This is a genomic window from Inquilinus limosus (genome assembly GCF_051487185.1).
GTDB classification, from domain to species: Bacteria; Pseudomonadota; Alphaproteobacteria; order DSM-16000; family Inquilinaceae; genus Inquilinus; species Inquilinus limosus_F.
On record NZ_JAHVDK010000004.1, the window covers coordinates 171410 to 193733 of the forward strand.

Genomic DNA, 22324 nt, shown 5'->3' on the forward strand with positions numbered 1-22324 from the left:
GCGGTCTTGTTCCCCTTGACAGGACGGACCGGTTGTCCGCTGCTAGGGCGTTTTCGACCACCGATTGCGGATCGCCGATTTGCCTATCGTGCTGCGCCAGGGCAAGACAATTTCCGGCAGGCTCCGGGCCGAATCGCGCATGCGACCGCAGAGCAGCAGAAGGATCCGTCCGGATGCCGGATGAGACGCCGCGCTATTCCGTCTTCATCGAAGGCGAGACCCTCGATCTCTGCGTCCCGTCCGAGGCGGCGATCACGGATGGCTGGACCGACTGGTTCAACGACGCCCGGACGACGCGCTGGCTGGCCCAGGGCATCTTCCCGAACCATGTCGAGGACCAACGCGCCTTCCTGGACTCGATCCGCAAGCGCGACCGCTTCGCCGCGCTGGTCTGCGGCAAGGGCGGCGGGCCGCTCTACGGCGTCATCTCGCTGTCCTCGATCGACTGGGTGTCGCGTTCGGCGCAGATCGCGATGGTGATCGGCAAGCAGCTGCCGGCACGGCAGCTGATGCAGCTGGAGGCCATGGCCCGGGTGACCGAGCATGCCTTCCAGCGCATGGGGCTGGACCGGATCTGGGCCGGCCAGGCCCATCCGGCCCTGGCGCGCTGGAATCAGCGGCTGGAGCTGCTGGGCTACTTCACCGACGGGCTGATGCGGCGCGGTTTCGTGAAGGGGCGCGAGACGGTCAACAACGCGGTCGTGATCAGCTGCCTGTACGAGGATTACGAGGCGCTGAAGGCCCGGCGCGGCGGCCAGTACTGGCCCGGCAACGAGGCCATGCTGCGTCTGGTCAAGGCCCTGCCCGAGCACGGCTTCGCCAGCCGTCTCGCCGAGTTCCTGGAACGCGAGCTGCCCCGGTACAAGACCGAGATCGAGGATTTCGAACGCCGCGTCCTGGAAGCCGAGGACACCGAGGCCGCGCCGAGACGCCGCCTGGCCGGATCGTGAGCGCCGCGCCGATTGCCTCGCCCTGGCGCGGCGCCGCGGCGCTCGGCCTCGGCACCGCCCAGTTCGGGCTCGACTACGGCATCGCCAACGACCGCGGCGTCTGCCCGCCCGAGGACGTGGCGGCGATCCTGGAGGCGGCGGCCGCGGCCGGCATCGCCGTCCTGGACACCGCCCCAGCCTACGGCACCGCCGAGCAGGTGCTGGGCGAGGTGCTGCCGGCGGCGCACCGCTTCCGCATCGTCACCAAGACGCCGCATCTGACCGGGCTGCGCGATGCCGGCCAGATCCGGCGCGCCGTCCTCGACGCCTTCGCCGGGTCGCGGGCGAAGCTGCGCTGCGACCGGCTCGCCGGCCTCCTGACGCACAACGCCAACGACCTGCTGCGGCCCGGCGGACCGGCGCTGTGGGCAGCGATGGAGGATCTGAAGCGGGCCGGGGAGGTCGAGCGCATCGGCGCGTCGATCTACAGCGCCGGGCAGCTCGACGCCCTGCTGGACCGTTATCCGCTCGACATCGTGCAGCTGCCCTGGAACGCGGTCGACGGGCGCATCACCCCGTCCCGGCTGGCGGTGCTGGCCGGGCGGGGGATCGAGCTGCATGCCCGCTCCGCCTTCCTGCAGGGGCTGCTGCTGGCCCCGCCCGACCGCGCCGCCCGGGTCTCGCCGCAGGCCGAGGCCCTGGTCGGGCGCTGGCGCGACGCCGTCGCCGCCGCAGGGGCCGAGCCGTTGGCCGCGGCGCTGGGCGCCGTGATCGGGCGGCCGGAGATCGGCACCGCCCTGGTCGGCGTGACCCGGCCGGAGGAGCTGGCCGGCATCCTGCGGGCCGCCGCCGCGCCCCCGCCGCCGATGGCGCCGGTCCGGTCCGTCGACGACCTGGTGCTGAACCCGGCGCTGTGGCCGTCCGGCGACCGGCCGGTCGCGATCCTGACGGGCACCGCCGTGGCGCTGCGGCCGGCGGCCTCCGGCGACGGCACGGTCCTGGCGGTGCAGGCGAAGGAGGGCGGCGCCCCGGCCGGGACCGTCCTGATCGGCCCGATCGACCGCACCGCGGGCGAGGCTGCGATCGCCCTGCAGGATGCCGAGGGGATGCCCACCGCCTGGCAGGACGAGGCGGTGGCGCTGACCGCGCGTATGGCCTTCGAGCAGCTCGGCCTGCGCCGCTTGGTCGCGATAGAGGCAGGGCCCTTCGCGCGCGCCGGCTGGACCCGGGCGGAGGGGCGCTTCATCCTGGACGACAAGAGCTATTGGGAGCGGACATGACGGTGCTGGCGATCCTGCAGGCGCGGATGTCGTCGTCGCGGCTGCCCGGCAAGGTGATGGCCGACCTGCTCGGCGAGCCGATGCTGGCGCGGCAGATCGAGCGGCTGCGACGCTGCCGGACGCTCGACCGGCTGGTGCTGGCGACCAGCACCGAGGCCGCGGACGACGCGCTGGCGAGTCTCAGCGCCCGGATCGGCGTCGAATGTTTCCGAGGCAGCCTGGACGACGTGCTGGACCGTTTCCACGCCGCCGCGGCCGGCCGGGGGGCGGAGCAGATCGTGCGCCTGACCGCCGACTGCCCGCTGACCGACCCGGACCTCATCGACGCCCTGGTCGAGCTGCATGTCGCCGGCGGCTACGACTATTCCTGCAACACCCTGACGCCGCGCTATCCCGACGGTCTGGACGCCGAGGTGATGCGCGCCGAGGTGCTGGAGGCGGCCTGGCGCGAGGCGACGCTGCCGTCGGAACGGGAGCACGTCACCAGTTTCATCTATACGCGGCCGGAGCGGTTTCGCCTGGGCAGCCTGGTCGGTGAGACCGACCTGTCGGACCAGCGCTGGACCGTCGACACGCCGGAGGACCTGGCCCTGGTGCGCGCGGTCTATGCCGCGCTGTACCCGAAGAACCCGGCCTTCGGCACTGAGGACATCCTGACCTTCCTGGCGGCGCATCCGGAGATCGCCGCGCTCAACCGCGTCCACCGGCGGAACGAGGGCCTGGAGCGCTCGCTCGCCCAGGACGCCGCCCTGGCCAAACCGTGAGGATCAAAGTGGCAGAACGCTATGCGGCATCCGAGGCGATGCTCGACCGGGCCCGGCAGACCATCCCGCTGGGCGCCCAGACCTTCAGCAAGAGCATCACGCAGTATCCGCGCGGCGTGTCGCCCTATTTCGCCGCCCGCGGCCAGGGCAGCCGGCTGTGGGACGTCGACGGCAACGAATACATCGACTTCATCAACGCCCTGGCGTCGGTGACGCTGGGCTACAACGACCCGGACGTCACCGCCGCGGTCAAGGCGCAGGTCGAGCAGGGCACCATCTTCAGCCTGTCGAGCCCGTTGGAGGCCGAGGTGGCGGAGCGGCTGGTGGCGGTCGTGCCCTCGGCCGAGATGGTGCGCTTCGGCAAGAACGGGTCGGACGCCACCGCCGGTGCGGTCCGGGTCGCCCGCGCCTATACCGGCCGCGACCACGTTCTGGTCTGCGGCTATCACGGCTGGCAGGACTGGTATATCGGCGCCACCGCCCGCCACCGCGGCGTGCCCGAATCCACCCGGGCGATGACCCACACCTTCCCCTACAACGACTTGCCGGCGCTGGACCGCCTGCTGGACGAATATGCCGGCCAGGTCGCGGCAATCGTGCTGGAGCCGATGAACGTCGCCTTCCCGGCCGAGGGCTATCTGGAAGGGGTGCGGGAGCGCGCCACGCGCCACGGCGCGGTGCTGGTGTTCGACGAGACCATCACCGGCTTCCGCGTCGCCAATGGCGGCGCGCAGGAGCTGTTCGGCGTCACCCCCGATCTGACCACGCTGGGCAAGGGCATCGCCAACGGCTATCCGCTGTCGGCGGTGTGCGGCCGGCGCGACCTGATGATGCTGATGGAGGAGATCTTCTTCTCCTTCACCATGGGCGGCGAGACGCTGTCGCTGGCCGCGGCCCGGGCGACGCTGGACAAGCTGGTGCGCGAGCCGGTGACCCGGCACATGGCGGAGCTGGGCACGACCCTGCGCGACGGCACCGCGGCGCTGATCGAGCGGCACAAGCTGGGCGAGGTGCTGTCGCTGTCCGGCCACCCGTCCTGGACCTTCCTGGCGGTCAAGGACCAGCCGGACGCCACCGCCTTCGAGATCAAGACGCTGTGGCTGCAGGAGATCTTCGCCCGCGGCGTGCTCTCGCTCGGCAGCCACAATATGAGCTATGCCCACAGCCAGGCCGATGTCGACCGGCTGCTGACCGTCTATGACGAGGTGTTCGCCATTCTCGCCGCGGCGATCGGGCAACGTCGGGTGCGCGCCGAACTGCGCTGCGAGCCGTTGGTGCCGCTGTTCCGCGTGCGCTGAGAGGCTTTCCAAACGACACCACCCCGCCGACCGGTTTGGAACCCGATCGCGCGGGGTGGCTCTTTCGCCGCCCCTGCCGGCGGCGAATCAGCCGGGCGGACGATCAGCCGCCCGAACCGGTGCCGCCGCCCATCGTGCCGGTGGCCGGCGGCGCCGGCGGCGGCTCCTGGGCCTCGCGGCCTTCGAAGGCGGGCAGCGCTTCCAGCTGCTCCTTGGTCATGCTGGTCTTCACGCCCTCATCGGGCCGAGCGCCGATCGTCAGCTTGTCGAGCGGGATGGCCACGGATTTCGAGCCGATGCCGAGGAAACCCCCGACATCGATGACCACCGCATCGACTGTCTTGGTGTTCTTGTCGACCAGCACGTCCGAGGTCTTGCCGATCGAATCGCCGGCGGCGTTGGTCACGCTGGCATCGATCAGGTCAGAGCCGAGCATGTGGGTGTCGGGGAGCTGCTGCTGCCCCTCCGGAACCGTGGTGCCGGGGGCCGCAGCCGGCGGCGCTGTGGTTGCGGGAGGCTGAGTCCCAGGCTGTGTCCCGGGTGTCTGCGCCATCGCGGGCAGACCCAGCAGGGCCGCCGCCGAAGCGGCCGCCAACAAGGTCCTGCGCATGATCGGTCCTCCTTTCATCGAGGAACTCGTTAAGGCAACAGGAGGTCCGAAGCCGCGGTTCCCCGAAACGACGAAAGCCCGGCGGAGCGCCGGGCTTTCGGTTCGGATCGGGAATGTCACTCGCCCGACGACGGTTCCGCCGGGCTCTCCTCCGCCGCCTTCACCTTGCGCGGCCGGCCGGGCCGGCGCTTCGGCGCCGGCGGCGCCTCCTCGGTCGCGACCACGCCGGGCAGGCCCGGCTGCGCCGAGGCTTCCGGCTGGGACGGCGCGGCCGCAGGGGCCGCGGGCTGTTCCGACGGCGCCGGCGACGAAGCCGCCGACGGAGCGGGCTCGGCCGGGGCGACGGCCCGCGGCGGACGCCCGCGGCGGGGACGGCCGATGATCGACGCCGGCAGGCCGAGCTCGGTGTCGAGGCCGCTCACCTCCTGGTCCCGCGGGTCGGCGCCGAAGCTGGCCGAAGCGGCGGCGATGTCAGCCGGCGCGGAGTCCAGCGGGCTCGGGATATGCGGCTGCGGCGCGTTCAGATCCACCGGCGCCGGCGGCACGTGCTCGCCGCGGTAGTCCGGTCGGCCTTCGCGCGGGCCGCCGAAGCGGTCACGCTGGCCCTGCTCGCGGCCCTGCTCGCGATCACGATTGTGGTCGCGGAAGCCCTGGTCGCGATCGCGCGGCGGGCGGCCTTCGCGGAAGCCCTGCTCCCGGTGCTCCCGGTCGCCGCGGAAGCCCTGGTCGCGCTGCGGACGGTCGCCGCCCTCGCCGCGCCCCTCGAACTCCCGCCGCTGCGGGCGCTCGCCATCGCCGCGCGGCTCGAAATCGCGGCGCTGCTGGCGGTCGCCGCCGTCGCCGCGCGGCTCGAACTCGCGGCGCTGCTGCGGCGGGCTGATCAGCGGGTCGTAATCGGCATCGACGCCCGGCTGCTCGCGGCCGTCCTGGCTCTGCTGCTGGTGCGGCTGGCCGTAGGCCTCGTTCATGGCGTTGATGATGCGGACATAGTGCTCCGCATGCTGCTGGTAGTTCTCCGCCATCACGCGGTCGCCCGACGCCTGGGCGTCACGGGCCAGCGCCATGTATTTGTCATAGACCTGGAAGACGTTGCCGCGGATGCGGACGTCCGGTCCGTTGCTGTCGATGGTCTGGTTGCGGTTCGGCAGCGCGTTCGGCCGGCGCTGCTGGCCACCGCCACCACCGCCGTTCCTGCCGCGCGCACGACGCGAATTCGGTCCTGGTCTCATTAGCCTTGCTTCTGTGCAGGTCGCTGTTTGCCGCGCTGCCGTCCCTCGCCGCCGCCTGACGCGGCCGGGCCCAGCGTCATCGTCGCTTCCGGCGCCGAAACGGCGGCCGCCTCACGCGGTCAAGCCCGGAAATGACGGAATAAGGGACCCTAACGGTATTCCGGCGTCTGGCCAAATGCTTTTTTCGCCACGACGCAACGCGGTATGCCACCCAGATCGTGTGGTGTGCCGTCGATGTCAAGCCCCGCCCGGCGGAACATCTCCGCCACATCCGGCGCCTGGCCGATGCCGAGCTCGACCACGGCCGTGCCGCCCGGCGTCAGCAGATCCGGCAACGCCGCCGCCAGGGCGCGATAGGCATCGAGTCCGTCGGCACCGCCGGACAGGGCCAGCCGGGGGTCGTGATCGCGCACCTCGGGCTCCAGCGCCGCGATCTCGCCCTCCGGAATATAGGGCGGGTTGGACAAGACGAGGTCGAAGCGGGCGCCCAGCGCCGTCGCCCAGTCCCCGACCAGGAAAGCGGCACGATTCGCCAGGCCCAGCGCGCGCGCGTTTTCCCGCGCCACCCGCGCCGCCGCCTCGCTGCGGTCGACCCCGACGCCGAAGGCCGCGGGCCGGTCGTGCAGCACCGCCAGCAGCAGGCAGCCGGTGCCGGTGCCGAGATCGAGCACACGGAGATCGCGGTCCGGCGCGGCCGCCAGCGCCACCTCGACCAGCGTCTCGCTGTCCGGCCGCGGGTCCAGCGTCGCCGGGCCGAGCGCGAAGTCCAGGCTCCAGAACTCGCGCCGCCCGAGAATCCGCGACACCGGCTCGCGCCCGGCCCGGCGCGCCAGGAATCCGGCATAGCGGACGGCGGCCGCCTCCGGCAGGGTCTCGGCGCCGCGCGACAGCAGGGCGGTGCGGTCCCAGCCCAGCGCCGCCATCAGCAGGACGCGGGCATCGGACATGGCGCTGTCGACCCCGGCTGCGGCCAGCCGGGCGGTGCCGCCGCGCAGGGCTTCGGCGACCTTCGCCATGCTCAGGGCTGGTCGGCGAGCGCGGCGAGGCGCGCCGCCTCGTCCTCCGCGATCAGCGCCTCGACCAGCTCGTCCAGCGCCTCGCCCGCCATCACCCGGTCGATCTTGTACAGCGTCAGGTTGATGCGGTGGTCGGTGACCCGCCCCTGTGGGAAGTTGTAGGTGCGGATCCGCTCCGACCGGTCGCCGGAGCCGACCTGGCTGCGCCGGTCGGCCGCCCGGGCCGCGTCCTTGGCCGCGCGCTCCGCCTCGTACAACCGGGCGCGCAGGATCTTCATCGCCTTGGCGCGGTTCTTGTGCTGGGACTTCTCGTCCTGCATCACCACCACGATGCCGGTCGGCAGATGGGTGACGCGGACCGCGCTCTCGGTCTTGTTGACGTGCTGGCCGCCGGCGCCCTGGGCCCGGAACACGTCGACCCGCAGGTCCTTCTCGTCGATCTGGACGTCGACCTCCTCCGCCTCCGGCAGCACCGCGACGGTCGCGGCGGAGGTGTGGATCCGGCCCTGGGCCTCGGTCTCCGGCACCCGCTGGACGCGATGGACGCCGCTCTCGAACTTCAGCCGGGCGAAGACGCCGCGGCCGCTGATCTCGGCCGACGCCTCCTTGTAGCCGCCGAGCGGCGTCTCGGCGATGTCCAGCGCCTCGAAGCGCCAGCCGCGGATCGCGGCATAGCGCTGATACATGCGGAACAGGTCGGCGGCGAACAGCGCCGCCTCGTCGCCGCCGGTGCCGGCGCGGACCTCGAGGATGGCGTTGCGGTCGTCGGCCTCGTCCTTCGGCAGCAGCAGCACCTGGACCCGCCGCTCCAACGCCGGCAGGCGCTCGCGCAGGGCGGCCAGCTCCTCCTGCGCCAGGGCGCGCATCTCGGGGTCCGTCTCCGCCGCCGCCATGGACTCGAGCTGGGCCAGCTCGGCCCGGGCACGGCGCAGCGCCGCGATCTCCTCGGCGATCGGCTCGAGCTCGGAATATTCCTTGGAATAGGCGGTGAACTGCTCCGGCGGCAGCTTGCCGGAGGCCATGCCGTCGCGCAGCTCCGCCACGCGGGACAGGACACGATTCAGGTTTTCGTCGAGTTGCACGGAAGGCTCAAATCAGGGGGAACGGGCCGGTCGGACGAGGCGACGGGCCCGCTAACGGCCTCTCAGGCGCAAGGTCATTCGGCCGCCTGGGCCGCCGCTTCGGCGGCCGCACGATCGGCCTCGATCTCTTTGGCCTTCTCTTCGACCATCGCGACCAGATGGTCGACGATGCCCTCGTCCTTCAGCCGGTGGTGCGGCAGGCCGTTGACGTAGACCTGATGCGTGCCCTTGCCGCCGCCGGTGAAGCCGATATCGGTCATCGTCGCCTCGCCCGGGCCGTTGACGACGCAGCCAATCACCGAGACGGTCATCGGGGTGGTGATGTGCGCCAGCCGCTGCTCCAGCACCTCGACGGTCTTGATCACGTCGAACTGCTGCCGGGCGCAGGACGGGCATGACACGATGTTGACGCCGCGATGGCGCAGGCCGAGCGACTTCAGCAGGTCGAAGCCGACCTTGATCTCCTCCACCGGGTCGGCCGAAAGCGAGACCCGGACGGTGTCGCCGATGCCCGACCACAGCAGCATGCCGAGGCCGATCGAGGACTTCACCGTGCCGCTGCGCAGGCCGCCGGCCTCGGTGATGCCGATATGCAGCGGGTAGTCGCAGGCCTCGGCCAGCGCCTGGTAGGCGGCAACGGCCAGGAACACGTCCGAGGCCTTGCACGAGATCTTGAAGTTGAAGAAGTCGTGGTCCTCGAGGATCCGGATGTGGTTGAGCGCCGACTCGACCATCGCCTCCGGGCAGGGCTCGCCGTACTTCTCCAGAAGCTCGCGCTCGAGCGAGCCGGCATTGACGCCGATCCGCATCGAGCAGTTGTGGTCCTTCGCCGCCTTCACCACCTCGGCCACCCGCTCCTTCGAGCCGATGTTGCCGGGGTTGATGCGCAGGCAGGCGGCGCCGTTCTGCGCCGCCTCGATGCCGCGCTTGTAGTGGAAATGGATGTCCGCGACGATCGGCACGGTCACTTCCGGCACGATCTGCTTCAGGGCCGCGCTCGACTCCTCGTCCGGGCAGGAGACGCGGACGATGTCGGCGCCGGCGATCTCGAGCTGCCGGATCTGCTCGATCGTCGCCTTGACGTCGGTCGTCCGGGTGTTCGTCATCGACTGCACGGTGATCGGCGAATCGCCGCCGACCGGAACCTTGCCGACATGGATCAGGCGGGACTTCCGGCGTTGGATCTGGCGATAGGCGCGGACGGCGCTCATGACGGAACCTTGGATGCTAGGCGGGCGCTGCGCGACAACATGGCCCCTTTGCGCCGTTCCTGCAATCCGGCAGCCGGCGTTGCGACCATATGCGTGCGCCGCCCGCTCAATTGGCGGCGGTCGGGGTGCCCCGCAACTTCTGCGGGTCGAGCGCGATGTTGCGCACGACCTGGCCCGGCCCGCCGAGCGGCGCCACCGGCTGGCCGTCGACCTCGATCTGCAGCCCGCCGGCATTGCCGGTGGTGAGGCGCTGGCCCTCCTGCGACGGCACGGCATAGGTCTCGCCCGCCGCCATCACCCGGGTCATCACCAGCCCGCCCTGACGGTCGCGGATCTGGACCCAGCTGTCGGCGCTGGCCCGCAGCACGATCCGGCCCTCATCGGCCGCCGGCACCTGCGGCGCCGGCGGCTCATTCGCCAGGGCGGCGCCGAGCGGACGGTCGGCCAGCGCAAGGGTGGCCGGCAGCGGTGACTGGGCTGCGGGCTGCGGCTGGGGCGCAGCCGCGACCGGCGGCGGCGCCACCTGTGGTGCGGTTGCGACCGGGGCGGGCGCCGCGGCCTGGGCCATCACCGCCGGGGTCGTCGCCGCGGGCTGCGGCAGCGCCGGGGTGCCGGCCGGGGCGGTCGGACCGGGCACGATTGGGCCCGCGGTCATGCGCTCGCCGGGGCCGGGCTCGGCCGGCGGCGCGGCCGATTGCAGGCTGGGGGCGCTGTTGGGCGCGGCCGGCTGCACCACCGGGCCCGGAGTAAGCTCCGGCTGGGCGTTGCCGTCGAGCAGCGCCGCGAAGCGCACGGGCAGGGCCGCGATCTCCGCCGCCACGTCGCGATTGGCCGAGGACAGATAGTACCAGCCGGCATAGGCCAGGCCGCCGATCAGCACCGCGATCATCAGGATCGCGCCGCCCGGGATGCGGCTGCCCTCGGGCACCGGCGCCGGGAACACCAGATCGGGCTTCTTCTCGACCGCGGTGGATTCGCGCTTGAAGCGGGCGACCATCTGGTCGCCGTCGAAGCCGAGGAACTCGGCATAGGTGCGGACGAAGCCGATGGCGTAGACCGGACCGGGCAGGTCCTGGTGGCGGCCGTCCTCGATCGCCTGCAAGAGGCCGTGGCGGATGCGCAGCGCCGCGGCCACGTCGTAGAGGCTGTAGCCGGCGATCTCGCGCGCCTGGGCGAGGATGCGGCCGACCGGGGCACTCATGTCGATCACGTGATCCACCGCCCCGGCGTCGAGAGAGCTGTCAGGGGAGTCCGCGGTCTCATGCACCACGGCGAGGTGTTTGCGATTGCTCTGGGCCATGTCGTTCCAGCCGCTTGGTGCTGACCGAAAGTGTTGCAAAGGAAAGCCGGCACGCCGCCCTGTCATGATGTCGAGGCCCACTCCCCCACGACCGAGACGACTGTCTTTATTTAGACGATTCCGGACGCGCAGCAAAACGAATCCGAGATTCGTCACACTATATTGCAACGTCATGGTCGCGGGCGTAGGCGCGGATTGCGGAGCGAAGCGAACCGCGGGCATTGGTGCGGGTCTGGGACAACCAGCGCGAGAAATGGCCGAGATCAAGGCTGCGGACCATAGTCCTGACCGCGCCGATTGCGGTCGCCGGCATCGACAGGGTGCGAAATCCTAGACCTAGAAGAGTCATCGCCTCGATCGGCCGCGATGCCATCTCGCCGCACAAGCTGATCCGACGGCCGGCTGCGTCGCAGCGCGCCACCGCCTCGGCCAAGGCCGAGATCAGGCCGGGCGACAGCGTGTCGAAGCGCTGCGCCACGCGGGTGTTGGTGCGGTCGGCGGCGTAGAGATACTGCATCAGGTCGTTCGAGCCGACGGCGACGAAATCCGCCGCGCACAGCACCTGGTCGAGCTGCCACAGCAGCGACGGCACCTCCAGCATCACCCCGACGCTGATGTCGCCCGAGACCGGCACGCCCTGGGCGGCCGCCCGCGCCACCTCGCGGTCGAACAGCGCCCGGGCGGCGTCCAGCTCGGAGACCTCGGCCACCATCGGGAACATCACCCCGAAAGGGCGCCCGGCGGCACCCTGGATCAGGGCCCTGAGCTGCTGGCGCAGCATCGCCGGCCGGTCGAGGCCGATGCGGATGGCGCGCCAGCCCAGCGCCGGGTTGTCCTCGTCGATCTCGGCGAAATAGGGCAGCCGCTTGTCGCCGCCGACATCAAGGGTGCGGAACACCACCGGCCGCCCCTCCGCCAGATCGATCACCCGGGCATAGAGGTCGGTCTGGGTGGCGACGCTGGGATATTCCGACCGCACCATGAACGGGATCTCGGTGCGGTAGAGGCCGATGCCGTCGGCGCCGACCGCGTCGAGATGCGGCATGTCGGAGAGCAGGCCGGCGTTCAGCAGCAGCGACACGGCAACGCCGTCGCGCGTCACCGCCGGCAGCCGCGCCTCCTCGGCATAGAGCTTGCGCTGCCCGGCCTGCACCTGGATCGCCTTGGTGATGGTCTCGATCACGTCCTCGGACGGGCGGACGAAGACGTTGCCGTGGTCGCCGTCGACCACGATCGGGTCGAGCGGCTCGATCAGCCGCATCGCCTCGACGCAGCGGCCGACCACCGGGATGTCGAGGGCGCGGGCGATGATCGCGACATGGCTGGTCGCTGACCCTTCCTCCAGCACCAGGCCGCGCAGCTTGCGCCGGTCGTAGTCGAGCAGCTCGGCCGGGCCGATGGCGCGGGCGACCAGGATCGTGTCGTCGGGCAGGGTGCCGAGGGCCGCGGCCGAGGTGCGGCCCGCCAGATGCAGCAGGAGGCGGTTGGCGAGGTCGTCGAAATCGGCCAGGCGCTCGCGCAGATAGGGATCGGTGACCCGCGCCATGCGCGCCGCCATGTCGTTCTGCACGCGCTGCACCGCCGCCTCGGCCGACAGGCCGGTGTCGATCGCCTCGTGGATCCGGCCGAGCCAGCCGCGGTCCTCGGCGAACATGCGGTAGGTCTCGAGGATGTCGCCGCCCTCGCCGATGCCGCCGGCGCGGTGGTCGGCCACCAGGTCGTCGAGCGAGCGGTGCATGTGCTCGACCGCCTGGTGCAGCCGTTCGAGCTCCAGCGCCGGATCGTCGGCGACCATCTGCCGGACCGTGATCTGGGTCCGGTGCAGCACCGCCAGGCCCTGGGCCAGGCCGCCGTTGAGGGCGATGCCGTGCAGCCGGGCCGGCAGCGACACCGCGGTCGGGCTCGCCACCTCCTCCGGCCGCGCGATCTCGCCGCCGACGATCAGCTCGGCCACCACCATGGCGATGGTCTCGAGCGTCTCGACCTCGTCCTCGGAATAGTTGCGCCGCATCTGGTTTTGGATCACCAGCACGCCGCGCACCTTGCCGCCCCGCAGGATCGGCACGCCCATCAGCGATTCGTACGGGTCCTCGCCCGTTTCCGGGCGATAGGCGAATTTCGGATGGGCGGGGGCGTTGGCGATGGCCAGCGGCCGCGCCGTCGCCGCGATCTCGCCGACCAGGCCCTCGCCGACCCGGAGCCGGGTGCGGTGCACCGCGTCGGGGTTGAGGCCGATGGTGGAGAACAGCTCCAGCACGTCGCCGGGGCGGGCGACGTAGCAGGAGCAGACCTCGGCCACCATCTCGGCGGCGATCAGGGTGACGATCTTGTCGAGGCGGGCCTGGGCCGTGCCCGACCCCGCCATGACGTCGCGGAGACGGGCGAGGAGGCGACGCGACGGCCCGATGCCCGGGGCGGGCCCGCCCGCCGGCCGGGTCATCAGGCCTTCTCCATCAGGCCTTGTCCAGGCCGTAGGCGGTGTGCAGCGCCCGGACCGCCAGCTCGGTGTACTGCTCGGCCACCAGCACGCTGATCTTGATCTCGGAGGTCGAGATCACCTGGATGTTGATGCCGTTCTCGGCCAGCGCCTTGAACATGCGCTGGGCGACGCCGGCATGGCTGCGCATCCCGACGCCGATCACCGAGATCTTGACCACATTCTCGTCCGGGATCAGGTGGCTGTAGCCGAGCCCGTCCTTGTGCTGGGACAGCACCTTGACCGCACGCTCCAGATCGGCCTTGCCGACGGTGAAGGTGAGATCGGTCGCCTGGCCGTCCTCGGAGATGTTCTGGACGATCATGTCGACATTGATGTTGGCATCGGTCAGCGGCCCGAAGATCGCCGCCGCCACGCCCGGCCGGTCCGGCACGCGGACCACGGTGATCTTGGCCTCGTCCCGGCTGTACGCGATCCCGCTGACGACCTCTTTCTCCACGATCTCGTCCTCGTCCACCACCAGGGTCCCTGGCACATCCTCGAAGCTGGAGAGCACCTGCACCCGGACCCGATGGTTCATCGCCATCTCGACCGAGCGGGTCTGCAGCACCTTGGCGCCGAGCGACGCCATCTCCAGCATCTCTTCGTAAGTGATCTTATCGAGCTTGCGCGCCTTGCGCACGATCCTCGGATCGCAGGTGTAGACGCCGTCGACATCGGTGTAGATGTCGCAGCGATCCGCCTTCAGCGCCGCCGCCAGCGCCACCGCCGAGGTATCGGAGCCGCCACGGCCGAGGGTGGTGATGCGGCCGGAGGAGGCGACGCCCTGGAAGCCCGCCATCACCGGCACCTCGCCGCGCGCCAGCGACTCCTCGAGCAGCTTCGCGTCGATGTCGAGAATCCGGGCCTTGGCATGCGACCCGTCGGTGCGCACCGCGATCTGCCAGCCCTGGAACGACCGCGCCGGCAGCCCGATCTCCTGCAGCGCCAGCGCCAGCAGGCCGGAGGTGACCTGCTCACCCGAGGCGACCACGGCATCGTATTCGCGCGGATCGTGCAACGGCGAGATGTCGTTGCAGTATTTCACCAGCTGGTTGGTGACGCCGGACATCGCCGAGACCACGACGGCGACCTGGTTGCCGCGCGCGACCTCCGCCTGGACCCGGCGGGCGACGTTCTTGATCCGCTCGACATCGGCGACCGACGTGCCGCCAAACTTCTGAACAATGCGCGCCATCGGCCGCCGCGGGGTTGAAGTGACAGGGGCGCCGCGGGCCGGAATGCCGGCATTGCGGCCGCGAGGCCCGCTACCCATACTGCGTCGCCGAGACCGACGCAACGGCCGACGCAACTGAAACACGAGGACTCTTCTTCATGGCGCAACGCCCGGCGGCGACGATCGATTCCGCCGAGATCGCCCGCTTCGAGTCGATGGCGGCGGACTGGTGGGACCCGGACGGCAAGTTCCGGCCGCTGCACCGCATGAACCCGCTGCGCATCGGCTATGTCCGCGACCGGATCTGCGCCCGGCTGGGCCGCGACCCGCTGGCGCCGAAGCCGCTGTCCGGCCTGTCCATCCTCGACATCGGCTGCGGCGGCGGCCTGCTGTCCGAGCCGATGGCCCGGCTCGGCGCCCGCGTCACCGGGGTCGATGCCGGGGCCGAGGCGATCGGCGTCGCCCGCGCCCATGCCGCGGACTCCGGGCTCGACATCGACTATCGCTGCACCAGCGCCGAGATGCTCGCCGCCGAGGGAGCCCGCTTCGACGCCGTGCTGGCGCTCGAGATCGTCGAGCACGTCGCCGATGTCGAGGCCTTCTGCGGCGCCCTGGCCACGCTGCTGCGGCCGGGCGGGACCCTGGTGATGTCGACCCTGAACCGCACCCGTCGCAGTTGGACGGTCGCCATCCTCGGCGCCGAGCATCTGCTGCGGATCATCCCGCGCGGCACCCATGAGTGGCGGAAGTTCCTGAAGCCGCACGAGTTGGCGGCGGCGCTGCGCCGGGCCGGGCTGGCCCTCGAGGACATCGCCGGCATGGTGCCGGACCCGCGCGGCGGCTGGCGGCTGGCGCCGCACCGGCTTGGGGTGAACTACATCCTGACCGCGGCCAAGCCCGGCAGCGAATGATCGTCGTCACGGGCAGCGCCGGCTATCTCGGCTCCCGCATCGTCACCTCGCTGCTCTGCACCGGGCCGGTGGCCGGGATCGACCGGGTCGAGGCGCCGACCGTGACCCACCGCGCCGATATCCTCGACGGCGTCACGCTGCGCCGCGCCTTCCGCGGAGCCCGCGCCGTGATCCACACGGCCGGGTTGAACGGCGGCCCGGGCGCGCCGGCCGCGGCCGGGGAGATGCGGCGGATCAATGTCGGCGGCACCGAGACGGTGATCGCGGCGGCGCGCGATGCCGGGGTGCGGCGGCTGGTGCTGACCAGCACCACCGCGCTCTATGGCGGCGCGATCCGCGGCGCCGCGGCCGCGGTCTGGGTGACCGAGGACCTGCCGGCGGCACCGGAGACGCCGTATGAGGAGAGCAAGCGCGACGCCGAAGCCCTGGTGCTCGCGGCCGCGGGCGCGTTCCCGGACGGCTGCCTGATCCTGCGCTGCGGCCGCTTCTTCCCGGCGCCGCCGAACGAGGCGGTCAACGACCGGCTGTACCGCGGCGTCGACCCGCGCGACGTTGCGGCGGCGCATATCGCGGCGGCGGAGCGGCCGGGCGGCGGCGCCCATGTGCTGAACATCGCCGCGGCCAGCCCCTTTACGCCCGAGGATTGCGCGGCACTGCGCCGGGACCCGCTGCAGGTCCTTCGCCGGCACTATCCCTTCGTCGAGGGCGTCTATCGGCAGCTCCGCTGGCGGCTGCCGACCACGATCGACCGCGTCACCGCCATCGACGCGGCGCGGCAGACCATCGGCTATGCCCCTCAGCATAATTTCCGCGAGGCGCTGGCCGAGCAGCTCTGGCTCGACGCCTGGCCGCGCCGATCCGATGCCGGGCCGGCCCGGGGCTGAGATCAATCCGGCGGCGTTCTCTTGGATTTTTTTTGTTCTTGCCGTTAATCCGGCCCGTGCTATCTGTTTCTCCCACTGACCACCGATACAATAACATTAGCGCATGGTATATTATGCGCGTCTGCTGGTGAGCCGGAATGAATATCGCAATTTTTACCGAATTGTATCCTCCGAGCATTGGTGGCCAGGAAATTCGCTTTGCCGAACTCGCGCAAGTCTTTCGCGAGCGCGGCCATAGTGTCTCGGTATATTGCATCGCACATAAAAGAGATTTGCTGAACCGTGAGACCCTGAACGGTATTGAGGTGCATCGGTTCCCGGTGGATGAGCACTATCAGAGGCCGCAGTCGCGCCTAGTACCTCGGAATCCGATTACCATATTGAAGTATGCAACCTGGGTGCGAGGCGTGCTGAAGTCGCGCAGCTTCGACCTCAGCCTGTTCAACCAGTGGCCCCTGGCCCACATCGCCTTCGCGCCGCGCAGCGCCCGGCAGCGCGCGATTCTCGACTGGTGCGAGGTGCGCGACGCTCGTTTCTACCGCCTGATGCAATGGATGCTGCCGCGCCTGAGCGGGCAGAACATGGGCGTCGGCCCGGCGGTTTGCGACCGGATCGGCGCCGCGTCCGGGCGGCCGGTCTTCTATCTGCCGAGCGGCATCCGCCGCTCCGCCTATCGCAGCCTGCCTGCCGCCGAACGCCGCGGCATCCTCTATCTCGGCCGCATCACCGCCCATAAGAACCTGACCTTCCTGATCGACGCCTTCGCCCGGCTGAAGGCAGCCGGCCACAACCGGCAGGGCGCGCTCGGCGGAGACGAGCTGGTGATCGCCGGCGACGGTCCGGAGCTGCCGGCGCTGCGCGCCCATGCCGCCGACTCGCCCGCTGCGGGCCAGATCCGGATCCTGGGCCCGGTCACCGAGCAGCAGAAGATCGAGCTGCTCGGCACTGCCAGGCTGCTGGCGATCACGAGCCGGCGCGAGGGCTTCCCCCGCATCGTCGCCGAAGCCATGGCGAGCGGCCTTCCGACCGTGACGGCGCGCTTTCCCGAGAACGGCACCGCCGACGTCATCGAGCATTATGGCTGCGGCGTCGTCACCGCGCCGGAGGTCGACGCCTTCGCCGACGGCCTGATCGCCGTCACCGATGATTGGGAGGATTTGTCCCGGCGCGGCCTGGCCCGCGCCGAGGAGCTGGATTGGCAGGCGCTCGCGGAGCAGATCGAGAGCCGGGCCGTTGCCGGAATTTCAAGGATAAAGGTTCAGGATTCATGCGCATTCTGATCACGGGCGCAGCCGGTTTCATCGGCAGCCAAATCACCCGGCGCCTGGCCCGGGAGGGCCACGAGATCCTGGCCATCGACAACCTGTCCTTCGGCCGCGAGAGCTCCCTGCCCGAGGAGGCGGTGTTCAAGCGCCTCAACATCGGCACCTGCAGCAGCACCGAGCTGCTGGAGCTGGTCGAGGAGTTCCAGCCGGACGGGGCGATCCATTTCGCCGCGATCCACTTCATCCCCTATTGCATGGCCCATCCGGACGAGACCTTCGCCACCAATGTCCGGGGCACCGAGTTGATTCTCCGCTCGCTTGAGCGGACTCCGGCGCGCAAGGTGGTCTTCGCCTCGACCATGGACGTCTACGCCCCGGTCGATCGGGTCCATCGCGAGACCGACCAGGCCGCCCCGGTCAACGCCTACGGCCTGTCGAAGCTGTTGGGCGAGGACCTGCTCGCCTATGCCACCCGCACCAATGACCGGCTGTCCGGCGTCGCCCTGCGCTTCGCCAACGCCTTCGGCCCGGGCGAAACCAACCCGCACTTGATCCCCGACGCCCTGAAGCGCATGCGCGACCGGTCCCAGCCGGAAATCCGCATGGGCTATCTCGGCGCCACCCGCGATTTCATTCACGTCTCCGACATCGCCGATGCGGCGATCGCCGCCCTGTTCCAGGACACCGGGCGGCTCGAGGTGTTCAACGTCGCCTCCTCGGTGCCGACGCCGGTGCGCGACGTGGTCGAGACGATCCGGCGCCTGGCCGGCGACCCCCGGCCGATCGTCGAGGACAAGAAGCAGTTCCGGAAGTTCGACCGCCCGTCGCTCTCCGCCGACATCACCAAGATCCGGGCGGCGCTCGGCTGGGCCCCGAAATGGTCGCTCGAAGAGGGGCTGCGCGATCTGGTGCAGCGGACCTTCGGCGCCGAGCTGCGCCTGGTCAGCCAGGTGGCCTGATCCCGCAGAGCGCACGATCGGGCCCCGTTCACGCGGCGGATGCCATCCGATTGCCTTTCCCGCTTGCGGGACCTTTTCAAGGTGCCTTCACCTCAACGTCATTGCGAGGAGGCGAAGCCGACGAAGCAATCCATCTGCCCGCATGAGCGGCGCCATGGATTGCTTCGCTGCGCTCGCAATGACGGCGTTGGGAATTCCGAAACGGTCTCGCAAGCGGGAGAGGCAACCGGAGTGCGCCCAGGGGAGATGTGTGCCTATCGCAGGCCTCGAGCCGGGGACGTGGCGATCCAGGGGCCGGTGCCGCTGAATTGCCACGCCCCTGCGGGGCTCGCAATGACAATGATCAGCACGAGTCCCGATCAGCGATAGGTCGGATTCGCGCGAACCCGCCATTGCCGATCTCGGCATGAGAGGGATAATGCCAGGGTTCCGATGACGCCGCGCCGAACGTCCGGCGAGCCGACCGGCGCTTTGCTGTGGCCGGCGCGGCCGGTCGCAGGTGCGAAAGGACCGAGCGTGCCGAGCCGTCACGCACCACAGGGCGGATCCGATGCGGAGGGAGTGCGCAGCCCTCCGGACGGAAAGCGGCGTGTGGCCGCACTCTACACGCGCGTGGCGCCGGACTACGCCGAGCTGGGACCGCCGCTCTTTGCCCATGCCGGACGGCGACTGATGGAGATCGCCGGGGTGGCCCCGGGCGATCGCGTCCTGGACATTGCCACAGGACGAGGCGCCGTTCTTTTCCCCGCGGCCGAACGGGTCGGTCCCGCCGGGCAGGTCACCGGCATCGATCTGGCCGAGGGAATGGTCGCCCACACGGCTGCCGCCATCTCGAAGCGCGGCCTGGCCAACGCCGCGGTCCGGCAGATGGACGCCGAAGCGCTAGCCTTCCCGCCCGCCTCCTTCGATCGCGTCCTCTGCAGCTTCGCCGTCTTCTTCTTCCCGGATCTGTCTCGCACGATCGCGGAGGTGCAGCGCGTGCTGCGGCCCGGCGGCACGATCGGCTTCGCCTTTTCGCGCGACACCGATCCGCGCTGGGGCTGGTACGAGGCCCGTCTTCGGGATCTGGGAATCCTCGACGCCTTGCCACCGCCACCCGGCCATGGAGGGATCCGACGGGCAGGGGCGCTGGTGGCGGCGCTGACCGCCGCAGGCATCGAGGAGGCGCAGGAACGCGTCGAGGAGGCGGAGCTGTTTTTCCCGGACGAGAAGGCCTGGTGGCGATCCCTGTGGACCCACGGGACGCGCGTCCCGCTCGATCACCTCGCATCGCAGGCGCCGGAGACCCTGGCCCGCTTCAAGGAGGAATGCCTGGACCGGGTTCGCGCCCTCAAAGGTCCGCGCGGCATACCGGAGCGCTACACCTTCGTCTATGTCACCGGCCGCCGCCGATAGCGGACGAGCCGGATCGCGGCCGCCGACGGGCGACCGCGTCGCCGCTAGTCCTCCATGCGGCGCTTCCGGTCGAGGCGATATGCGATGGCGGCGCCCAGCAGGAGACCGAGCAGCCCGGCGACGGCGAGGATGCGGCCCTTCTTGGGCGAGCTCGGCTCCGACAGCACCTCCGGCTGCTCCAGCGCCTCGGCGGCGAAGGGCAGGTTCGGCTGGATCAGCATCAGGATCTTCTCCTGATCCAGGATCAGGCCGATCAGGGTCTGGCGATAGTCATTGACGGTGACGTTCTGCAGCCGCCGCTGCAGATATTCGAGCTTGCTTTGGGTCTGCTGATAGATCGCCTGCTTGATCTGGTCGTCGCTGTAGCGATGCAGATAGCCCAAGGTCTGGCGCGCGACCTCGGCATCCTCGGCATCGATCGACAGGGTGGTGATCGGCGAATCCCGGTCCTGCTCCTGATTGAGGTTCCGGCGCAGGAATTCGGCGACCGCCTGGGCGCTGGTGTCGACACTGGTGTCCAGGCCGAGGGCGGCCTTGACCGGGGTCAGGACCGAGCCGCTCTCCCAGATCTTCCGCTCGTCGTTCCAACGCAGATTCATCAGGCCCTCGACCAGGCCGGCATGCTCCTTCAGCGCCGCCGCGGTGCTCACCGCGGTGAGCTGCTTGGAGAAGCGGTCGAAATAGGTGATCTGCTCGTTGCCCGTCAGGCTGCTGAGCGAGTTGGCGATCACCGAGGCGCCGGCGTTGCGCAGCAGGTCCGACAGCTGCTGCGACGCCTCGGTCGGCATGACCACGAGCCGCGCGGTGTATCGGGTCGGCGACATCATGATCCAGAGGCTACCGAGGGCCAGCGCCACCAGGACGATCAGGGCGACCAGCCAGCGGCGGTGCCAGGTCGAGGCGATCACCTCCTGGGCGATGGATTCGCTCGAGCGGATCCTCTCCGGCGCGGTCTCGATCGCGTTCGGCGCGGGGTCGAGCAGATGGTGGGTGGCGACGGTCATGCCGCACTCGCATTCGGTTGCCGACGCGCCTCCACGACCCGGAGCGCCGTCATGAAGCCGTCGACCACGGCCGCGATATTCTCCTCGGTCGCGCTGCCCGGGTCGTGGATCGGGTCGCCGACCCGGCCCGGGAAGGACTGGGCGTGGAGCCAGCTCAGGAAGGCGGCGGGATCGGCCCGGCCGTCGCGGTCGTCGCGCTGCAGCAGGCGCTCGAAGGCGGCGCGGCTGAGCGTCGACAGGTCGATCGTGCCCGGCGACATCACCGGGGCGAAGTACATCGGCGCGAAGGTCGCGGCTTTGAGACCCAGCAGGCCGGCCTCGAGACAGACGGTGCCCGAGGGCGACAGCACCAGCCGCGCCGCCTCCATCAGGCGGAAGGTGTCGGCATAGGGGTCGATCAGGCGCACGCCCGGAATCCGCCGCAACTCGTCATAGTAGTGCGGCGTGCGGAAGCCGATCGCGTTGGAATGCTCCTTGACGTAGATCTCCCAGCCATGCGGGATCACCCGCGACAGGGCGCGGACGTTCTCGATCTGGTCGGCATGGCGATGGGCGAAGACGTCGATCGAACCCTCCGGCTGCATGTGCAGTGTGACCAGGACGAAGGGGCGTTGGCCCGGGATGCCGTCGCGCTCGAAGGGCTTCTTCCAGCGGGTGCGGTAGGTGTTGACGATCCGGTTGAAGCGCCAGCGCGAACGATGCGCCAGGGTCGGCAGGGTCTCGTCGCCGTCGGTGGCCTTCGAGAACGCCTGCACCACGGATTCGGCGAACCAGTGGCTGCGGAAGAAGCGGATCTTGTTGTTGATGTGGAAGTAGTAGGGCCGGTAGGCGCGGCTGCGCAGCGCTTCCAGGATGGCTTCGGCGGCTTCGCGGTCCGACCGGTCCGGCTTGCGGATCTCGAAGACCTCGGCCTGGTTGTAGCCGGAGAAGAAGCCGAAGCGGTCCGACGGCACCCGGACCGTGGACGGGGAGAGATAGGGCCGTCCCTGGGCCTTGCACAGCTGAGCCGTGGCCAGCTCGAACGCCCAGGTCTGCTCGCCGAAGGCGGCGCGGATGTCGTGGCGATCGAGGAAGCGCGAGATCTCCCGCGCGGCCACGGCCAGATAGGCCTTGCCGTAGGGCCGTTTGCGCAGCTCGCGATCCATCAGGATCACTTCGTTGGCGGCGAGACCGCCGGCCTCGAGCTCGGTCAGCCCCGGATCGGCCGGCTCCGGCGGCGGCGCTTGGCGCCATTCGTCCTTGAAATCGGCGAGGCAGAGGATTCGGTCCGGCCGCCAGCCTTCCCGGATCAGCGCGTCCGCCCATCGGCGGCTGGCCGCGATCCAGGTGACCCCGACCCCCTTCCGCTCGAGGCCGCGCCCGATCCTTTCGAACAACATCGTACGGTAATTATTGGACAAAAGGCATATATTCATTATTTCCGCGCCATGCGTCGGGGGCAGGCTGCCGGCGACTCGACGCGGTATTGCGACGACCGCCGGCACATATCCCACTAACCGTAAGCGGGGGCGGTGACAAGAGATCACGGCACGGA

The 22324-nt window shown here is 70.3% G+C and carries 19 protein-coding genes; 9 read left to right on the forward strand and 10 right to left on the reverse strand.

Annotated elements, in window-relative coordinates; genetic code table 11:
• Positions 1-173: 173 nt before the first annotated feature.
• From KXR53_RS06175 to KXR53_RS06190, 4 genes are read left to right on the forward strand one after another with little or no spacing between them, the layout of a single operon-like run.
• Positions 174-950, forward strand: coding sequence for a GNAT family N-acetyltransferase (locus KXR53_RS06175; RefSeq protein ID WP_437374223.1), 777 nt, complete (start codon positions 174-176; stop codon positions 948-950).
• On the forward strand, positions 947-2209 hold the full coding sequence (locus KXR53_RS06180) for an aldo/keto reductase (RefSeq protein ID WP_437374224.1): 1263 nt from the start codon (positions 947-949) through the stop codon (positions 2207-2209). Before KXR53_RS06175 ends, KXR53_RS06180 begins: the two co-directional genes overlap by 4 nt.
• A complete protein-coding gene (locus KXR53_RS06185; protein WP_437374225.1) occupies positions 2206-2973 on the forward strand; it encodes a cytidylyltransferase domain-containing protein in 768 nt (255 codons plus the stop codon). Before KXR53_RS06180 ends, KXR53_RS06185 begins: the two co-directional genes overlap by 4 nt.
• A gap of 8 nt (positions 2974-2981) precedes the next feature.
• Entirely contained in the window at positions 2982-4271 is a 1290-nt protein-coding gene (locus KXR53_RS06190) for an aminotransferase class III-fold pyridoxal phosphate-dependent enzyme (protein ID WP_437374226.1), read from the forward strand.
• A gap of 103 nt (positions 4272-4374) precedes the next feature.
• Here KXR53_RS06190 and KXR53_RS06195 read toward each other — a convergent pair whose 3' ends face one another.
• From KXR53_RS06195 to KXR53_RS06230, 8 genes are all read right to left on the reverse strand, one after another.
• On the reverse strand, positions 4375-4881 hold the full coding sequence (locus KXR53_RS06195) for a PRC-barrel domain-containing protein (protein ID WP_437374227.1): 507 nt from the start codon (positions 4879-4881) through the stop codon (positions 4375-4377).
• A gap of 116 nt (positions 4882-4997) precedes the next feature.
• Positions 4998-6110, reverse strand: coding sequence for a DUF4167 domain-containing protein (locus KXR53_RS06200; RefSeq protein WP_437374228.1), 1113 nt, complete (start codon positions 6108-6110; stop codon positions 4998-5000).
• Between the two features lie 149 nt (positions 6111-6259).
• The gene (gene prmC, locus KXR53_RS06205; RefSeq protein WP_437374229.1) at positions 6260-7126 is read right to left on the reverse strand and encodes a peptide chain release factor N(5)-glutamine methyltransferase; all 867 of its coding nucleotides are present in this window, start codon (positions 7124-7126) and stop codon (positions 6260-6262) included.
• Positions 7127-7128: 2 nt separating this feature from the next.
• A complete protein-coding gene (gene prfA, locus KXR53_RS06210) occupies positions 7129-8208 on the reverse strand; it encodes a peptide chain release factor 1 (protein WP_437374230.1) in 1080 nt (359 codons plus the stop codon).
• Positions 8209-8282: 74 nt separating this feature from the next.
• Positions 8283-9419: a flavodoxin-dependent (E)-4-hydroxy-3-methylbut-2-enyl-diphosphate synthase gene (gene ispG, locus KXR53_RS06215; protein ID WP_437374231.1), complete on the reverse strand. Its 1137-nt coding sequence runs from the start codon at positions 9417-9419 to the stop codon at positions 8283-8285.
• Between the two features lie 106 nt (positions 9420-9525).
• The gene (locus KXR53_RS06220) at positions 9526-10719 is read right to left on the reverse strand and encodes a RodZ domain-containing protein (protein ID WP_437374232.1); all 1194 of its coding nucleotides are present in this window, start codon (positions 10717-10719) and stop codon (positions 9526-9528) included.
• A gap of 157 nt (positions 10720-10876) precedes the next feature.
• A complete protein-coding gene (gene ptsP, locus KXR53_RS06225) occupies positions 10877-13159 on the reverse strand; it encodes a phosphoenolpyruvate--protein phosphotransferase (protein ID WP_437374233.1) in 2283 nt (760 codons plus the stop codon).
• 13 nt (positions 13160-13172) lie between these two features.
• Positions 13173-14393, reverse strand: coding sequence for an aspartate kinase (locus KXR53_RS06230; protein ID WP_437374234.1), 1221 nt, complete (start codon positions 14391-14393; stop codon positions 13173-13175).
• A gap of 137 nt (positions 14394-14530) precedes the next feature.
• Here KXR53_RS06230 and ubiG point away from each other — a divergent pair, with 137 nt between their 5' ends.
• The 5 genes from ubiG to KXR53_RS06255 all read left to right on the forward strand — a co-directional run bounded on the left by ubiG (position 14531) and on the right by KXR53_RS06255 (position 19786).
• A complete protein-coding gene (gene ubiG, locus KXR53_RS06235) occupies positions 14531-15283 on the forward strand; it encodes a bifunctional 2-polyprenyl-6-hydroxyphenol methylase/3-demethylubiquinol 3-O-methyltransferase UbiG (protein ID WP_437374235.1) in 753 nt (250 codons plus the stop codon).
• On the forward strand, positions 15280-16167 hold the full coding sequence (locus tag KXR53_RS06240; protein WP_437374236.1) for an NAD-dependent epimerase/dehydratase family protein: 888 nt from the start codon (positions 15280-15282) through the stop codon (positions 16165-16167). The genes ubiG and KXR53_RS06240 overlap by 4 nt, the downstream gene beginning before the upstream one ends.
• Before the next feature lie 137 nt (positions 16168-16304).
• Positions 16305-17447 (forward strand): glycosyltransferase family 4 protein, encoded by a 1143-nt coding sequence (locus KXR53_RS06245; RefSeq protein WP_437374237.1) that lies wholly within the window; start codon positions 16305-16307, stop codon positions 17445-17447.
• Complete coding sequence (locus KXR53_RS06250; RefSeq protein WP_437374238.1) at positions 17435-18391, forward strand: NAD-dependent epimerase/dehydratase family protein; 957 nt, start codon at positions 17435-17437, stop codon at positions 18389-18391. The genes KXR53_RS06245 and KXR53_RS06250 overlap by 13 nt, the downstream gene beginning before the upstream one ends.
• A 432-nt stretch (positions 18392-18823) precedes the next feature.
• Positions 18824-19786, forward strand: coding sequence for a class I SAM-dependent methyltransferase (locus KXR53_RS06255; protein WP_437374239.1), 963 nt, complete (start codon positions 18824-18826; stop codon positions 19784-19786).
• A gap of 44 nt (positions 19787-19830) precedes the next feature.
• Here the strand turns inward: KXR53_RS06255 and KXR53_RS06260 are convergent, their stop codons facing one another.
• On the reverse strand, positions 19831-20790 hold the full coding sequence (locus KXR53_RS06260) for a Wzz/FepE/Etk N-terminal domain-containing protein (RefSeq protein WP_437374240.1): 960 nt from the start codon (positions 20788-20790) through the stop codon (positions 19831-19833).
• Positions 20787-22169, reverse strand: coding sequence for a hypothetical protein (locus tag KXR53_RS06265; RefSeq protein WP_437374241.1), 1383 nt, complete (start codon positions 22167-22169; stop codon positions 20787-20789). Before KXR53_RS06265 ends, KXR53_RS06260 begins: the two co-directional genes overlap by 4 nt.
• Positions 22170-22324 lie beyond the last annotated feature (155 nt).

Bases quoted from the DNA above. Each gene is read 5' to 3' on its own strand.
- KXR53_RS06175 (WP_437374223.1), top strand. From the start codon at position 174: ATGCCGGATGAGACGCCGCGCTATTCCGTCTTCATCGAAGGCGAGACC.
- ptsP (WP_437374233.1), bottom strand. From the start codon at position 13,159: ATGACCCGGCCGGCGGGCGGGCCCGCCCCGGGCATCGGGCCGTCGCGT.
- KXR53_RS06255 (WP_437374239.1), top strand. From the start codon at position 18,824: ATGACGCCGCGCCGAACGTCCGGCGAGCCGACCGGCGCTTTGCTGTGG.
- prmC (WP_437374229.1), bottom strand. From the start codon at position 7,126: ATGGCGAAGGTCGCCGAAGCCCTGCGCGGCGGCACCGCCCGGCTGGCC.
- KXR53_RS06220 (WP_437374232.1), bottom strand. From the start codon at position 10,719: ATGGCCCAGAGCAATCGCAAACACCTCGCCGTGGTGCATGAGACCGCG.
- KXR53_RS06245 (WP_437374237.1), top strand. From the start codon at position 16,305: ATGAATATCGCAATTTTTACCGAATTGTATCCTCCGAGCATTGGTGGC.
- KXR53_RS06185 (WP_437374225.1), top strand. From the start codon at position 2,206: ATGACGGTGCTGGCGATCCTGCAGGCGCGGATGTCGTCGTCGCGGCTG.
- ubiG (WP_437374235.1), top strand. From the start codon at position 14,531: ATGGCGCAACGCCCGGCGGCGACGATCGATTCCGCCGAGATCGCCCGC.
- ispG (WP_437374231.1), bottom strand. From the start codon at position 9,419: ATGAGCGCCGTCCGCGCCTATCGCCAGATCCAACGCCGGAAGTCCCGC.
- KXR53_RS06230 (WP_437374234.1), bottom strand. From the start codon at position 14,393: ATGGCGCGCATTGTTCAGAAGTTTGGCGGCACGTCGGTCGCCGATGTC.
- KXR53_RS06240 (WP_437374236.1), top strand. From the start codon at position 15,280: ATGATCGTCGTCACGGGCAGCGCCGGCTATCTCGGCTCCCGCATCGTC.
- KXR53_RS06195 (WP_437374227.1), bottom strand. From the start codon at position 4,881: ATGCGCAGGACCTTGTTGGCGGCCGCTTCGGCGGCGGCCCTGCTGGGT.
- KXR53_RS06260 (WP_437374240.1), bottom strand. From the start codon at position 20,790: ATGACCGTCGCCACCCACCATCTGCTCGACCCCGCGCCGAACGCGATC.
- KXR53_RS06250 (WP_437374238.1), top strand. From the start codon at position 17,435: ATGCGCATTCTGATCACGGGCGCAGCCGGTTTCATCGGCAGCCAAATC.
- KXR53_RS06265 (WP_437374241.1), bottom strand. From the start codon at position 22,169: ATGTTGTTCGAAAGGATCGGGCGCGGCCTCGAGCGGAAGGGGGTCGGG.
- KXR53_RS06200 (WP_437374228.1), bottom strand. From the start codon at position 6,110: ATGAGACCAGGACCGAATTCGCGTCGTGCGCGCGGCAGGAACGGCGGT.